Below are 14,471 nucleotides of genomic sequence, written 5' to 3'. Positions count from 1 at the left end.
AAGCTCCCGCGCGCGCTCCTGCGAACGCGCCTTCCGATCTGCACCCGCCAACACGTCCCCCAACGCCCGGGTCAAACCCGCAGGACGGCAGCCCCCACAGCGTACCGCCCCATGCCGACCGGCAATCCAGATGGCGCAGAAATGCTAAGCTACACCAAAGTACCGTCAATCTCATTAATATGAATTTCCGTATATTTCTGGGCACTGTGGCTCACTTGCCATCTGCCCGGCCGCGTTACCGCTGCAAGGTAGCGCGGGGCGGGCGATGGCTGCGGCGGGGCGCTGTTGCGTGCCGGTGTGCCGGGCCCCGATATGAATGCCTCCCGCGAATCGTCGGGAGGAGGCGGATAGGTCGCGGACGGAGCCGGCAGGCACCGATGAGCGAGGAGACGGAACAATGTCACGCAGCACCGCCGCGCTTACACGCAACCCGCTCGGCGTCCCGGGTCTGCGGCTTGATTGGCCCTGTGGCAGTCTTGCTCCCCTCGCCGCGGCGGCGCTTGCGCTGGCCCAGTTACTGGCCGTGGCCCCGGCCTTTGCGCAGGGGCGCGCGCTGGAGGACAGCAGCTTCGATTGCCTCGTCGACGCCCCGGCACGGGTGAAGCTCAGCGCCGCCGTGCCCGGTCTGATCGAGGCGATCCATGTCGAGCGGGGCGACCGGGTGAAAAAGGGCCAGTTGTTGGTCGAGCTGGAATCCAATGTCGAGCGCGCGCAGCTCGCCATCGCGCGGTCGAGGGCGCGCAACGACCAGCCGGTGAAAGCGGCGCAGGCGCGGGTGAAGTTCACCGCGCAAGCGGCCGACCGCATCATTCGCCTGAAACAGACCAATCCCGGCGCCGTCACCGCGCTTCAGTTCGATGAGGTAACGTCGCAGGCCGATATCGCGGCCTTCAACCTGCGCGAGGCCGAGCTGAACCTTGAGGCCGCCGCGCTCGATGTCGAGCGGGCGCTGGCGGTTCTCGACCAGAAGCGGGTGGTCAGCCCGATCGACGGTATCGTCGTCGAGCGGACCATGGAGGCGGGCGAGTACCGCAATGAGCAGTCCAGCATCCTCACCCTCGCCCAGATCGATCCGCTGCAGGTGGAGGTCTTCATTCCCGTCGCCTATTACGGCGCGACCCCTCCCGGTCGTCACGCCGAAGTCACCTTCGACGCTCCTCTCGCCTCGCGCCATCAGGCGACGGTCACTGTGGCCGACCAGATCCTCGACACCGGCAGCGGCACCTTTGCGGTGCGCCTGACGCTGCCCAATCCCGACCTCGCCATCCCCGCCGGCCTGCGCTGCCGCCTGCGTTTCCAGAAGGACTGAACCAGGCGTAACCGCCTCGCCCTGGCGCAGCGCAGGCGTTGCTTCGGATCACCGCGCAAAGACCGTTGCAGCCGCAAAGGTGGCGGCGGCACCTGCTAACCCATTGCAATTTCAACAACATAGGTGTTCGCAGTTTCGATCTGGTCGGCGCGCAGACGTGGATAAAAATGAGAAGTACGTCTTCGCTGCGGCACTCTAGGGTGGTGCGAATATCGCTCACGAATGGCGGATGACACGGTCACGATGCTGTTCAGTGGCAAACCGAGGGTGGCGAGTGCTGCGCGTATTGGTGATCCTTCGAAGCAGCAGAGTTCGCGACGCTCGCTCCAGTCGACAGACTCAACCCTCGCCGACTGCTGCAGCGTGTCGGCAACACTCCACCGGCCGAAGCCGGCCAACGCGATTACGCCATGCTCGGTGATCGGCAAATGCCGGCATGGCTCAAATCAAATGGCCCCCCCGGGTCAATCCGGGGAGGTCCATTTTCACTACGCCAGACTGGACTGGAGTGGGTTCGCTACCCTTGCGTCGAACCCAATCGCCGATGACGAACGTACGCTGCAAGCCGTTCTAAGCTTCACTGTGCATTCTCGTTAACGCAATCGGTCAGGCGAATTATCGCCTTCTGCGCGTCGCGGAGATTCCACTTGAGCTCACGGTTGCCGATCCAGACTTCGATTGTGCGGGCCGTTTCGAAAAGCTGCGACATGTCCCAGCTCATCGATGTCCAGGCGCGCTGCCGGTCGGACGCGAAGCGGAAATATTCCGGCTGTTCGTCGTTGAAGCCGATGGTCGCGTCGTCGCCGTTCCTGTGCCCCAGCGCCGGGACCGAGAGGCTGTAATCCGAGCCCTTGCCGTTATGGGCTACGCGCAGCACCTGACCATTCTGGTTGGTCTCAATGATGCAGCGGTTGAAACTGTTGTCATTGTTACGGTTCAGAATGACGCGCCATCCGCCGATAGTGGCTAGGACGCGCTCGTCCGCGAGTGCGGGAGCCCCGTGAAGACTGAACGCGGCAAGGGCCAGCGCCAAAAGTGCAGGTTTGTTCATGATGTCTTTCGCAGCGATGGAGGGCGCGCGCGAAGGCTGGCCGCTCAAGGAGCTTCATAGACTTACAGCCATCACGATACCTTTGCGTAAAACCCGGTCAAGCGGCTTTCAGACGTCCGGGGCTACCGAAACAGCGAAGTATTACCGCAATGCGGGACGCGGCCTCCCCGGTCGACGTCTGCCACGGATTCCCGGCCTAACGAGCCTTGAACGGTATCAGGGGACATGCAAAATCGGCGCCTAGTGTCTCGCAGCTAAAGCTATCGGCAGATCCGAGCCTGTGGATCGGCAAGGTCTGTCTATGCCCAGGCAACGTCAGAATGCGTGCCCACGCCTGCTCCCTCCTTCCCTCCCCTTTGGCCGGACAATCCATGGACACCCGCCTGATCAAACTCCTTCTTGTTATGGTTGCACTTGTGGCCGCTGCTGGATCAGCGCGGGCGGAAGGCGAGCTTCTCTACAAATGCGGCGGCGATCTCGGCCTTGTTGTCGAGACCCATCCAGAGAACAGCAGTGGCAACTTTCATGGCACCTTCAGCGCGCCGCTCGTGCCCGATGGCAAGGGCGCCTGGGTGAATCCCGGCCGTGAATTGCAGTTCTGGCCGGAAGGCGACGGGCCGAAGCTTTTCGTTGGCGTCGAGGAGTTCTCCTGCGAGCCTGTCGCCGACGAGCCCGGCATGAAGGCAGGCGCTGAGCCGGCCGACCCGAGCTTACAGCCGACAGCCGATCTTGAAATGGTGCCCTATGGCTCCACTCGCGGCTGGGAGGTCGTCTCGCTGCATGCGGGGTCGGAGTTTGTCGGCTGTGCCGGGTCGATCAGCCTTCCGGCCGGCTTCCTCATCCTTCAGAAGAAGACGTATGGCTGGGAACTGCGAGTCCCTGCTGAACAGACGGAAGGGTTTGAGGGGGGCATTATCACGCTCGACGGACGCCGCGTGGATGCCCAGTTCGGCTTTACCGCTGAAGGCGCGGGCGAGGCGGGGCTCGACGATCGCTTTGTCGCCGCCCTCAGGAACGGCAAACTGCTGACCACCCAGATTAAGGGCACGCAACCGGTCAAGTGGCCGCTCACAGGTTCGGCGGCCGTTGTGACCAAGATCGAAGAATGCTTCAGCCGCCGGGGCCTGCTTCCCTGATCGCCATCGGCCCGGTCGGCAGATGACCGCCCGGAAAGACGACTACCCGGCGAGCCGCCCACGGTTGCGCCGGGTGGTGGCCCGCTGCGTTGGGCGCCTCGCGGCGTGACCGCAGCCCAGTGGGCGGACGAACAGAAGCCAGGCAGGCCGGCCCTGAGCGAGACGTCCTGGGCCGGCTGAACAGAGATGCAACCGCGTGCGTGACGACATGAGTTCATAGGAAGCGCTTTCGCGCTCAACCTGCTTTGCAGTGTGAGAGATGAATCTAATGGTGTTTTCGAAGGCGCTCGCGGCGGCTTCATAAGTTGCTAAGGGGAGGTTCCAAGACGGCGGCTATCGGGACGGCGGCAGCCAAAACCGGACTTTCCGCTTCCGGCCCCGGATCGGTCTGTCAGCAAAGCGCCCCCGAAGCTGACAACGGTTCCGCTACCGAAACCGGACATTCGAGCCCATCTTTGGTGATTTGGGTTGCGCCCTAGGGCTTAATCATACGCCCTAGGAAAGGGCAGTTCCACTTTGCCCACATTTTATTGAAACGCAGGCACCTCGGAGGTCGACAAGATTGCGATTGATCCGGTGACATCGCCACTCAGGAACAGCCAGCTGCTGAAGAACTGGTTAGTTATATTGGTGGCTATCGGCGCGGCAAGTGCCAGCCCGCTGCGGATCAGCATAGCCATGCCCCTCAAGCCACAGCTTTCGCCAACGACTTCCGAGCGCTTGCCTAACGACGCCCCGCACGCCTCTCCCTCTTACATCATCTTCTGGACAAGCATTCAGCTTCATCAATGCATCATCCCTGATTGTAGCGAATGGTGAAGCCTCGGCCGTGAGCCGCGTGCGACAGCTACCGATAGCGATCGAGGCCGGTGGCAAAACGCGGTCAGCCGCGGTATATGAGCACAGCCGCACGGTGGCCGATATCCGGCGTGTTTCCGGCAATAACATCTTGAAGTCGCACCTTTTCTCGATGGAGCAGGGATGTTTGACATTGGCCCAAACGAGAAGGTGTTTCCTGTCGTCAAGATCAGCAAGATTGTCGATGCCCTGAAGGACGAAGGCGTTTCGCTGCAGGCGGCGCTGGCGGGAATCAGCATCAGCGAGGAAGAGCTGGTTTCTCCTCTGACTAAGATATCGGTCAACCAGATCCTCCAGTCATACAGAAATGCGCTGAAGTGCAGCCAAAACCCAAACTTTGCCTTCGATGTGGGCTCGAAGTTTCACGTTTCGACCTTCGGGATCTATGGCCTCGCGTTGCTCAGCGGCATCTGCTTTCGACAGACCGTCGGCTTCGCTGTCCAGTATCATCAGTTGACCGCGCCTTTGGTGGCGGTGGCGTTCGAGGAGCAGCCGCCAGCGGCCGCCTGGCTCATGACGGTGCTTCCGTTCAAGCAGATCGACGCTGATTTGAATGGATTCATCATCGACCTGCAGATCGGCGCTCATCTGTGCCTGCACCGCGACCTGATGGGCGCGGACTTTCATCCGACGCAGGTCCAGCTTGCGTCCCCAAGGCCACCAGGGGCCGCACGACACGCCGAAAAATTCGGGTGCGAGGTGCTGTACGAGCAGCCGCAGAACAAGCTGGTGTTCCCGGCCGACTGGCTCGACAAGAAGCCGTCGCTCGGCAATTCGGTCACCTATGCGCAGGTCACCGAAATCTGCGATCAATTGCTGACGGAGTTGAAGCAGAATACCGGCATCGCCGGCAGGGTGCGGCAAGCCCTGCTCGCGACCCTCGAATCCCCTCCTGCCTTCGATGCCCTGGCCGGCCAGCTCGGCCTCAGCACGCGGACGCTGCGCCGACGGCTGCAGCAGGAAAACACCTCGTATCGCGAGCTTTTGGACGATCTGCGCGCGCAGATCGCTGTCAGATATCTGCGCGACACCCAACTGACCGTCGAAAATATCGCGTTTCTGCTGGGCTTCAGTGACCCCGCTGCATTCCGCTATGCGTTCAAGCGTTGGACGAAGACAACACCCAACGAGTTCAGAGGCGCAGTCCGGGCTTAATTCTGCGGCGTCACCGAAGCGTTTTCCATCCAGACACCTGCCCGAGGCTCCTGCCCGAGGTTCCTTCCCGAGTTCCTGCCCGAGGTTTGAGCCTTTAGGGTCTTACGCTGGCGATCTATGCGTGGGCGCCGTCGGGCGATGGAGAGGCTTCCGGTGAGCGTGGCCATCGCGGAGGCGATGCCACGCGACAGTCATTTGGCCGCTTGTCACCCCTGTTTGGCCGACGCTCGCCTTATCCGTTTACGCCATTTGGCCGACCTTGCGGCAAGCGGATGCCTGTGGCTGTGCCGCCGTGTCCACTTCCGGCTGCGCCGAGGGGGTAACAGTCGCCATGTGGTGGGGGAATGTTCGTCATATGGGCGGATCCGCATTGGCCATGCTGGGGATGCTCGCAGCGGTGACGAGTGCGGGGCCCTGGGTGGCGGGCGTTCTCGCCAACGCCATGTGGGCCGGCAGTGAGGAGCCACGCGTGAACCCGCAGGCCCTCCATCCTCTCGTCAAAGACAACACGGCAGGCGGCCCGCTCTTCTCGTGGCGCCCGGTGATGACCGCGGACGGGTCGTTCCACGGCAGCGACCGCTGGATGGCTCCGGTCGGCGGCGGCATCGGCCGTGTCTTCAAAGACGGCGACCAACCGATCACCCCCCGCGGCCAGCTCTTCAACAACGTGGTGAGGCATGCCGGTGCAGCGAGCCGAATCCTGCAGGTGCAGCTGCGGTTGCCGACGACCTGAGCCTCTTCCTCTGCCCTCTTATCTTAGACAGGACACCACCGTGGACACATTCGTGAATCCCGCGACGGCGCCCACCAAGGCTTTTGATATTGGCGCGGCCTTTGGCGAATTCCTTGCCGGCATCGGGCTAACCCCCGACCAGACGGGCGGCACGATCAGTTTCGCGGGCGCCGATCCCATCTTCGACAGTCCGCATCGCATCGGAGCCTGCATGGCGATCCCCATGATGGGCGCGGCCGCCGGTGCCGCCGCGGTCTGGGCGATGCGGACCGGACGCGGGCAGGACCTGTCCATCGACCTGCGCAAGGCGATCCACGGCGTCAACCCGATGTACCGGTTCAAGCCGACAGTGAACGGCTATTCCTATCAAGTGCCCTACGCGGCCGGCAATCCGCTGGCCTTTGATTTGTATCTCACCAAGGACGGTCGCTGGGTGCTGCCCACGGGCGCCTATCCGCACATGACCAATGAGTGGCTGTCGCTGCTGCGCTGCTCACACGAGCGTGCCAGCGTCGCCAATGCGATCCTCAAATGGGACGCCCAGGACCTCGACGACGCCGCGGCCGAACGCAACATGATCTTCGCCATGTGCCGGTCCGAAGAGGAGTGGCGGCGGCATCCGCAAGGCGAGCTGCTGGCCTCGAAGCCGCTGATCGAGATCGAGAAGATCGCCGACAGCGCGCCCGAGCCGTTCGCGCCGGCCGCCCGCCCGCTGTCCGGGCTGCGGGTGTTGTCGGCCACGCATGTGATCGCCGGCAATGTGGTGTCGCGGACCCTGGCAGAACAGGGCGCCGATGTCTTGCAGATCGCGCATCCGCAGGAATTCGAGCATGAGCTGCTGGCCATCGATCCCGTCGCCGGCCATCGCTCTGCCTGGCTCGATCTCAAATCGCCCGACGGCAATCGGCGCGGCCATGCGCTCGCGGCCGGAGCCGACGTGTTCGTCGACAGCTATCGCGGTCGCTGCCTGAGCAATCTGGGCTTCTCTCCGCAGGAACTGGCCTCGCGCCGTCCCGGCATCATCTACTGCTCGGTCCGCTGCTACGGCTATGACGGGCCGTGGGCCAATCGCGGCGGCTTCGACATGGAGGCGCTGTGCGTCAGCGGCTTCACTTTCCGAGAGGGAACGCCGGACCGCCCCCGGCTCCCGCCGACCATCGTGATGAATGATTACATCGCAGGCTACATGGGCGCTGCGGGTGTCACTGCGGCGCTGATCCGGCGCGCCCGCGAGGGCGGCTCCTATCACGTCAAGATCTGCCTCACCCGCAACGCCATGTGGTATCCGACCCTCGGTCTGCTCAGCCGCGACGCGCGCGCGGCGACCGGCGAGCAGAACCAGCTGCTGCCGCCCGACACGGTGACGGCCCCGACGCCCTATGGCGAACTGCATCGCTTGGCGCCGGCGGTGACGTTCTCCGAAACGCCCGGCTATTGGCCCGATCCGATCGTCGTGGTGCGCGGCTCGAGCAAGCCGGAATGGCGCTCGGAGGCGGCGTGATGCGGCAATCCCGGCGCCGCGTGACCCGTGACCCGCACTTCCACCGGTCGGGCATGTCGCCTGGCGCAGCGCATCCCCTTTCGAACACGCGAGAAAAGCGGATCATGGCCTGCAAACTGCTTCGCTCTGCCTACGTGGCGGCCGCCCTTGTGGCCGCCGATGCGGCGTGCGCCAATGAAGGTCTCGTTCAGCTCGGCAATGTCGGCGCCGAGCCCGCAACGACGCGCGATGCCCCGCCGGTGGTAAAGCGCACAGCCGGCGACAAGACCAAAGGCAAGACCGAAGCCGCCCCAACTGCGAACAAGGCTGCGCCTGCCGCGCCATGGGGGCCGGTGCTGACCGACAATATCTCGCTGGCCAATCTGGCGCCGGGGCTGCTCGTCTATTTCAATAATGGGCCGGTGTTCGGCCTGCCGGGCACGGTGACCGGCGACATCGCGCAGCGCACCCAGCTCCTCGGGGATTGGGGCGGAACCCGCACGGAACTCGCCCGACACGGCTTTTTCTTCGACCTCTATTCGACCAGCTACTATCAGAATGTCACTTCGGGCGGCCTCAAGACCGGTGAGGCCTTCGTGCAGAACACCCAGGTCTCAGTCAACATCGACACCGGCCGCGCCGGCTGGTGGTCCGGTGGCTTGATTCATGTCACGGCGCAGTCGCGCCTCGGCGACACAGCGGCATCGACATTCACCGCCGGCACGGTCGTTCCGCAATATACCGGCCTCGTGCTGCCGGGTCCGATGGAGTCCAACAGCTTCCTGCTCTCCGAGTACTTCCTGGTGCAGGCGCTCAGCAAGCAGGCCAGCGTCGTGGTCGGAAAGATCAGCGACGTGTTCATCCCGGACCAGACCGCGTTCGGCGACGCCTTCAAATATTATTTCGCCAATTTCAATTTCAACAAGAACCCCATCACCACGAATTTCTACAACCCGACCGCGCTCGGCGCGCTGGGAGTCTGGGCGTTCAGCCCGAAATTCGTGATCGCCGGCGGCGTGCTCGATCCCTATACGCAAGCGACAAGTATCGCCGAGCCCAACTCCTTCGATAAGGTCAACATCTATCTGACCGCGATCATATCCTATGACATTGGCGGTCTGCCCGGCCAGTTCTCTCCCGCCTACAACTGGTCCAACAAGCCGAAGATCGACCTGGAGGACCCGTTCGGCCGACTGAGTTCGCCAGCCGCGGCGACGCAGGCGATCGGCAGCCTGCTCGGCCTTGCCTCCAGCGAGGGACTGCCAGCCAATTTCAAGGACGACAGCTGGTTCGTGCTCGCCAATGTCTCGCAATATATGTTTGTGAAGGACGATGCCGAAACGGTCGCCCGCAAATTGAAGACTGGAGAACCGATCCGCGGGATCGGGGCGTTTGCGCGCGTCGGCTATGCACCCGAAGAAACGAACCCGATCACCCAGGATTTCAGCCTGGCGCTGTTCGCGTATGGCCTGCTCGATCAGCGCGAATATGACAGCTTCGGAATCGGCCTTTACTACAATAAGATCAGTGACAACCTGAAAAGCAGCATCGCGACGATCTCACAGGGGCAAGCCGCCGCCCACGATGAGAGCGGGATGGAGGTGTTCTACAATTTTGCCATCACACCTGCCGTGCGTTTGATCCCGAGCTACCAGCATATCTGGCATCCGCTTGCGGCCGAAGTCGCCGATCGACAGGACAGTGCTGACATCTTTCAGCTCCGCCTCACGACCGCATGGTGATCTTTAGAGCCGTTACGAGCGAGCATGGGTCCAGCGCTGCTCTCTGCCCGGTCCTCGCAATGCTGGGGGCGCAGTTCGGGCCTTCCGCCTCGACTTTCATCGGCGACCTGTCCGCTCTTCGTTCGAAGTCCGCAATAGCGGACAGTCCGCTCCCGGCCCCAAGCCGGCCATTCGTTCTCGCCGCAGCGAACTTCTGCTTCTGTGCGCTATCCGGCTCCTTACGAGCAACGTGTCAAGTATTGATGCTGACAGTATGGTGACGATGCAGTTGCATCAAGCGCGCGAGATCCCTGCGAATGCGCCGCAGCTCCGGCCACGGGAAATGCCGCCCCTCTGCGCCATCAGCGCCGACGGCAATCAGCACGTCGAGCTTCGTGGAGAGGCCGCGCAGTGACACGGCCTCCGCTGCAAGAAGCCCCGTCATCAGGCGCTCTTCTTCGTCGGAAGCCACCTCCTCTTGCTGCCGAGCGACGGAGTACCCGATGGCGCGATCCGCGTCGTCCCAACGCTGCTGGTGCGCGCGCAGCACTGCAGCGACTTCGGCGCGCCGCGTGCAAAGCGACGGCAGATCGGCCGCAAGCTCATCGAACTGCCGTAAGGAGCTGATGCGCATCGGTGACGGCAGTTCGGCTGTAGCCAGAACCGCCTGCGGAAAGCCGATCGTCCGCGCGAGTTCGGACTCCAGAGCTTGCTGTTTCCGACACAGCGCGAGTGTGCGCCGATGCGCTGCGCGCCACGCCTTCCATGCAAGGACAGCCGCATCCGTAGCGTCGTCGTCGGGCGGAGCCACAGGTGAGCTGTTGAAAGAGGTCCCACCGACAGTCCGCAGGGCGGCCGAGAGAACGTCCCTCCGGGATGGCCGGGACAGACTCGTGCTAATCTCAGAATCAGCCATGATCCGAGCTCCACACAGCTTGGGTTGTGGTTAGGCTGGGCGTCATGTTCGTAGCATGTAGCTCAGCCGCTTAAGTACGCTCATGCTCAAAATGATAAATATCAATCAGAACGTACGATCTTGAAGGCAGTTCTTTCTCCTGAGCAATGCCGCGGCGCAAGAGCCATGCTGGGTTGGAGTCAAGAACTGCTCTCTCGAAATGCAGGCGTCTCTCGCCAGACAATCGTGGATTTCGAGCGCTCTTTGCGGGTCCCAATCGCGAATAATTTGGCTGCCATTGTTACGGCCCTCGAAGGGGCAGGCATTGGGTTCATTCCCGAGAACGGCGGCGGCGCCGGGGTGCGCTTCCGTAACCCGTCCGGGTCGAGATAACGGCGCCTGTGACCTAAGTCGAGCAACCAGCAGACAGCCCGAATTAATCCTTGCCTTCCGACCAAGACCGCATAGCGTCATCACTGATGCACAACCCAACTCATATAGCACTTTGAGATTGTTGGCCTATTTGTTGGCTCCACCTACTCTGAAATAATACTTATCACATACATTTGAATGCTCTGCTGAAGGTATTTTTGCTTGCTCAGGGAGCCACTCCTCCGTTTCCGGGTCGGCTCACAACCACTCTCTTCCATCAACATTTTTGAAGCTCAGCGGCAATCGACGCGTCAGCGCGACGGACTGTTGTCGCGGCGGCGTCCGAACGTGTCGACACGCCGCCGGCCCGCTCGTGCCAGCCGTCAGCTCCTGCACCGCCCCCGGCGCCGTCGTCGCGCCATAGCCACTGACGTGCCCTCCTGCTATTGCGCAGACTTCAGCAGGAGGAGCGTCGTGACGCTCCAGAAGAATCGGCGGCCGGCACCCATGACTCCCGAGGACTTCCGCGACGCGCTCGAGCGGCTCGGGCAGACGCCCGCCAGCCTTGCCAAACTCATCGGCGTGGACGTGCGGACGGCGCGCCGCTGGAGCACGGGGGCGAAGCCCATCCCGGACAGTGTCGCGGCCCAGATCGCCGCGCTTGTCGAGGCGGGCGTCGTGACGCCGGAGCTGGTCGCGGAAATCGAGGCAACCCGGAACGACACCAGCGCGGAACCGCAGATCGCGCGCTTTATCTGGGTCCAGCGCAAGGATGAGGATCCGTACTGGACGATCGCCGAGCACGACCTGATCGCGGATGTCTTCTATTTGCCCGGCCGGCTGGAGCGGTTCACGGCCGACGAACTGGTGCTGGGCGCAGTGATCACCCCGCCGGCCGCGTAACCAGCCCGCTCCCCTCAGCCCGTCCCGTCCGTCGGCCCGGCCTCGCGCGCGGCAAGTGCACGGCGCAGGCGTTCGTTCTCCTGGCGCAGCTTGGCGATCTCGTCACGCACCGGCTCCAGCACGACCTCCAGCTCCGCCTGGGTGAAGCGGGGCGTGATGTGCTGCGGGCAGTTCCAGTCGAAGGCCTCCACCGTGATGAGGGCGAGGCGCTCGATGCGGCCGCTATAATCCGGCATCGCCAGCCGCGCGGCCAGAGCCGGTTCGTCCGTCGCATCGACGAGGCGCATATGGCCGAAGATCTTCAGCCGCTGACGATGGGCATAATCCATCAGGAACAGCGACACACGGTCATTCGCCCGCACATTGCCGGTGGTGATGTACTGACGATTGCCACGGAAATCGGCGAAGCCCAGCGTCGCCTCGTCCACCGGCTTCAGGAAGCCCGCCGGCCCGCCGCGGTACTGGACATAGGGCCAGCCGGTCTCGGAAACACTGGCGAGGTAGAAGCCGTCGCGCCCGGCGATATAGGCCAGCTCCGGCGGACCGAGGCGCTGGCTCGGCATCCCCTCCTCCGAGGCCCCGCGCTCACCGAACCGCGCCCACTGGGCCGCGCTGCCATAATGCGCCTGCGCGGCCCTGACTGAGGGCGTGGCGGCGATGTCGAGATATCTGCTGCCCATATGCCTTCCATCCTTGCCGCCGGCGTCACCGGCGGCTGTCGTGCCCGAACCGCTCAGCCCTGCAGCGCCCAGTCGGCCACCTGCCAGCGCGTCTGTCCGCGGTCATTGACGATCCGCCCGAGACCGGGGAACGGCATGTGGGTGGCGGCGATCAGCGTGTTTTCCGAGGCCGCGCGCGAAAAGAAGCGCTCGCGCATCGCCTGCGCCGCCGGCCGGTCCTGCTCGAACAGGAAGAAGACATCGGTCGCCCCGGGATGGACCACGGGAAACACCATGTCGGACACCATGATGAGGCTCTTGCCGCCATCGGCCACCCGCACGCCGATATGGCCGGGCGTATGGCCGGTCAGGTCGACAATGGAGATGCCGGGCGCGATCTCGCGCTCGCCGTCGATGGCCTGCAGCTTGGAATAGAGGCGCACCACCTCCTCCGCCATGCGGAAGCTGGTCTGCAGATAATCCGGCGCCCCCGCGCGCTTGGCCGGATCGGTCCAGTGCTTCACGTCGCGCCGGTCGATGAACAGGTCCGCATTGGGGTAGTTGTTCTTCCCGCCCAGCACCAGCCCGCCCATATGGTCCTGGTGCAGGTGGGTGACGATCACCGCGTCGATCTGGTCGGGGCGAAGGCCGATGGCGGCAAGCGCCTGCGGCAGCGCACCGGTCTTACCGATGGAGCCGGCCGCGCCGGTGTCGATGAGGATGCGGCGCGTGCCATCCTCGATCAGATACTGGTTGAACAGGAAGCGCACGCCGCTTGGCCGCGCCACGAACTGCGCCACTGCCTCCTGCTCCACCTGCGCGGCGGTCTGGCCGGGAAAGTAGGTGTAGGGCATGTCGGCATAGCCGTCGGTGAGCGCGGTCACGGTGAAACGGCCGATGGTGATCTGCGCGAGCGGCGTCACGGTGGCCATCCCGGCGCTCGCGGCCGTCGCCGGCGTCGCCGCCACGCTGGCCGCCGGCGTGAGCAGCGGCAGCAGGCCGCCGCCGACGATGCCGAGCGGAAGGCCGGTCGCAAAGGCACGGCGGGAAAGGTGAGGCATGGCGCCCTCCGTCTGATCCACGACACGGCGAGAGCGCGATCCCAGACGCGGCCCCACCCGGCTGGCTCTGACGCTAGGACATCCAGAACACGCACAGTATCCTGTAATTCTGGAAGCTGTCCTCTCACAATTCGGAAGGCCCATGGACCGATTCGAGGCAATGTCCGTCCTCATGGCCGTGGTGGAGGCGGGCAGCCTGTCGGCCGGCGCGCGGCGCCTCAACGCCTCGCTCGCCACAATCAGCCGCAAGGTCACCGAACTCGAGCAGCATCTCGGCACGCGGCTGCTCGTGCGCAGCAGCCGAGGGTTGACGCTCACCGATGCCGGCCGCGCCTTCGTCGCCGCCTCCCGCCGGATTCTCGAGGATCTGGAATCCGCCGAGCGGCAGGCGGCGGGCGAATACAGCGCGCCACGCGGCTGGCTGCAGGTCACCGCCCCCATCTCCTTCGGCGAGCGCCATCTGCTGCCGGTCGCGCTGGAGTTCCTCGCCGAGCAGCCGGAGATCGACCTGCGGCTCATGCTGGCCGACCGGCAGATCAATCTGGCGGACGAGCATGTGGATGTCGCGCTGCGCATCGGCCATCTGGAGGACAGTTCGCTGATCGCGACGCGCGTGGGAACGGTACGCCGGGTCATCTGCGCCAGTCCTGCCTATCTCGCGCGGCGCGGCGTGCCGCATCAGCCGGAAGATCTCGCCGGGCATGACGGCATCAGCTTCCAGGGCTTCGCCATCGCGCCGGAATGGCGCTACCGGCAGGACAGCGCGGCCTTCGCCGTCGAGCCGCGCCCCCGGCTGGCGGTGAACACGACGGAGGCCGCCATCCAGGCAGCGCTGGCGGGACTGGGGATCATCCGCGTGCTGTCCTATCAGGTGGCGGACGAGCTGCGCGCGGGCCGCTTGCAGGAATTGCTGACCGCCTTCGCGCCGGAGCCGCTGCCCGTCAACCTCATCTACCCTGAAACCGGCCTGATGCCGCTGAAGGTGCGCTGCTTCATGGACTGGACCGTACCCCGCCTGCGCGCGCGCCTCGCCGGTCTTGGCTAGTGCCCGCGAGGGGACCGGACGGGCGATCTCGCAAGGCAGGGCATCGGCGGGATGCTGTTCTGGTCGCTCCCAAAGCCCGCGCGCCCGGCGCGA

At 64.1% G+C, this 14,471-nt stretch carries 13 protein-coding genes; 9 read left to right on the top strand and 4 right to left on the bottom strand.

Going from position 1 to position 14,471, the window contains the following annotated elements:
• Positions 1 to 397 precede the first annotated feature (397 nt).
• Positions 398 to 1,309: an efflux RND transporter periplasmic adaptor subunit gene (locus OU996_RS13725; protein WP_267582171.1), complete on the top strand. Its 912-nt coding sequence runs from the start codon at positions 398 to 400 to the stop codon at positions 1,307 to 1,309.
• Between the two features lie 577 nt (positions 1,310 to 1,886).
• Here OU996_RS13725 and OU996_RS13715 read toward each other — a convergent pair.
• Entirely contained in the window at positions 1,887 to 2,360 is a 474-nt protein-coding gene (locus OU996_RS13715) for a hypothetical protein (protein ID WP_267582170.1), read from the bottom strand.
• A gap of 371 nt (positions 2,361 to 2,731) precedes the next feature.
• Here OU996_RS13715 and OU996_RS13710 point away from each other — a divergent pair, with 371 nt between their 5' ends.
• The 5 genes from OU996_RS13710 (at position 2,732) to OU996_RS13690 (ending at position 9,464) form a co-directional block, all read left to right on the top strand.
• A complete protein-coding gene (locus tag OU996_RS13710; protein ID WP_267582169.1) occupies positions 2,732 to 3,496 on the top strand; it encodes a hypothetical protein in 765 nt (254 codons plus the stop codon).
• Between the two features lie 981 nt (positions 3,497 to 4,477).
• Entirely contained in the window at positions 4,478 to 5,509 is a 1,032-nt protein-coding gene (locus tag OU996_RS13705) for an AraC family transcriptional regulator (protein ID WP_267582168.1), read from the top strand.
• Between the two features lie 376 nt (positions 5,510 to 5,885).
• Entirely contained in the window at positions 5,886 to 6,242 is a 357-nt protein-coding gene (locus OU996_RS13700) for a hypothetical protein (RefSeq protein WP_267582167.1), read from the top strand.
• A 52-nt stretch (positions 6,243 to 6,294) separates the two neighbouring features.
• Positions 6,295 to 7,743 carry a CoA transferase gene (locus OU996_RS13695; protein ID WP_267582166.1) on the top strand — a complete coding sequence of 483 codons (1,449 nt, stop codon included), beginning with the start codon at positions 6,295 to 6,297 and terminating at the stop codon, positions 7,741 to 7,743.
• The gene (locus OU996_RS13690) at positions 7,722 to 9,464 is read left to right on the top strand and encodes a carbohydrate porin (protein WP_267582165.1); all 1,743 of its coding nucleotides are present in this window, start codon (positions 7,722 to 7,724) and stop codon (positions 9,462 to 9,464) included. Before OU996_RS13695 ends, OU996_RS13690 begins: the two co-directional genes overlap by 22 nt.
• 232 nt (positions 9,465 to 9,696) lie before the next feature.
• On the opposite strand, the gene OU996_RS13685 is transcribed toward OU996_RS13690, so the two are convergent.
• Positions 9,697 to 10,254, bottom strand: a complete 558-nt coding sequence (locus OU996_RS13685; RefSeq protein WP_267582164.1) for a hypothetical protein — start codon at positions 10,252 to 10,254, stop codon at positions 9,697 to 9,699.
• A 270-nt stretch (positions 10,255 to 10,524) separates the two neighbouring features.
• Here OU996_RS13685 and OU996_RS13680 point away from each other — a divergent pair, with 270 nt between their 5' ends.
• Together OU996_RS13680 and OU996_RS13675 are read left to right on the top strand one after the other, a co-directional pair.
• On the top strand, positions 10,525 to 10,731 hold the full coding sequence (locus OU996_RS13680) for a helix-turn-helix domain-containing protein (protein ID WP_267585716.1): 207 nt from the start codon (positions 10,525 to 10,527) through the stop codon (positions 10,729 to 10,731).
• 453 nt (positions 10,732 to 11,184) lie between these two features.
• A complete protein-coding gene (locus tag OU996_RS13675; RefSeq protein ID WP_267582163.1) occupies positions 11,185 to 11,613 on the top strand; it encodes a helix-turn-helix domain-containing protein in 429 nt (142 codons plus the stop codon).
• Positions 11,614 to 11,627: 14 nt separating this feature from the next.
• Here OU996_RS13675 and OU996_RS13670 read toward each other — a convergent pair whose 3' ends face one another.
• On the bottom strand, positions 11,628 to 12,293 hold the full coding sequence (locus OU996_RS13670) for a pyridoxamine 5'-phosphate oxidase family protein (protein ID WP_267582162.1): 666 nt from the start codon (positions 12,291 to 12,293) through the stop codon (positions 11,628 to 11,630).
• A gap of 53 nt (positions 12,294 to 12,346) precedes the next feature.
• The gene (locus OU996_RS13665; protein WP_267582161.1) at positions 12,347 to 13,333 is read right to left on the bottom strand and encodes an MBL fold metallo-hydrolase; all 987 of its coding nucleotides are present in this window, start codon (positions 13,331 to 13,333) and stop codon (positions 12,347 to 12,349) included.
• 142 nt (positions 13,334 to 13,475) lie between these two features.
• On the opposite strand from OU996_RS13665, the gene OU996_RS13660 reads away from it, so the two are divergent.
• Positions 13,476 to 14,378 (top strand): LysR family transcriptional regulator, encoded by a 903-nt coding sequence (locus OU996_RS13660; RefSeq protein WP_267582160.1) that lies wholly within the window; start codon positions 13,476 to 13,478, stop codon positions 14,376 to 14,378.
• Positions 14,379 to 14,471: the final 93 nt, after the last annotated feature.

Origin of the sequence: Ancylobacter sp. SL191 (assembly GCF_026625645.1) — a bacterium.
In the GTDB taxonomy this organism is placed as follows: Bacteria; Pseudomonadota; Alphaproteobacteria; order Rhizobiales; family Xanthobacteraceae; genus Ancylobacter.
This window is presented reverse-complemented; position numbering and strand designations above follow the sequence as displayed.

Excerpts from the sequence above, each read along its gene's own strand:
- OU996_RS13660 (WP_267582160.1), top strand. The coding sequence starts at position 13,476 with ATGGACCGATTCGAGGCAATGTCCGTCCTCATGGCCGTGGTGGAGGCG.
- OU996_RS13700 (WP_267582167.1), top strand. The coding sequence starts at position 5,886 with ATGCTGGGGATGCTCGCAGCGGTGACGAGTGCGGGGCCCTGGGTGGCG.
- OU996_RS13705 (WP_267582168.1), top strand. The coding sequence starts at position 4,478 with ATGTTTGACATTGGCCCAAACGAGAAGGTGTTTCCTGTCGTCAAGATC.
- OU996_RS13710 (WP_267582169.1), top strand. The coding sequence starts at position 2,732 with ATGGACACCCGCCTGATCAAACTCCTTCTTGTTATGGTTGCACTTGTG.
- OU996_RS13665 (WP_267582161.1), bottom strand. The coding sequence starts at position 13,333 with ATGCCTCACCTTTCCCGCCGTGCCTTTGCGACCGGCCTTCCGCTCGGC.
- OU996_RS13715 (WP_267582170.1), bottom strand. The coding sequence starts at position 2,360 with ATGAACAAACCTGCACTTTTGGCGCTGGCCCTTGCCGCGTTCAGTCTT.
- OU996_RS13670 (WP_267582162.1), bottom strand. The coding sequence starts at position 12,293 with ATGGGCAGCAGATATCTCGACATCGCCGCCACGCCCTCAGTCAGGGCC.
- OU996_RS13690 (WP_267582165.1), top strand. The coding sequence starts at position 7,722 with ATGGCGCTCGGAGGCGGCGTGATGCGGCAATCCCGGCGCCGCGTGACC.
- OU996_RS13680 (WP_267585716.1), top strand. The coding sequence starts at position 10,525 with ATGCTGGGTTGGAGTCAAGAACTGCTCTCTCGAAATGCAGGCGTCTCT.
- OU996_RS13725 (WP_267582171.1), top strand. The coding sequence starts at position 398 with ATGTCACGCAGCACCGCCGCGCTTACACGCAACCCGCTCGGCGTCCCG.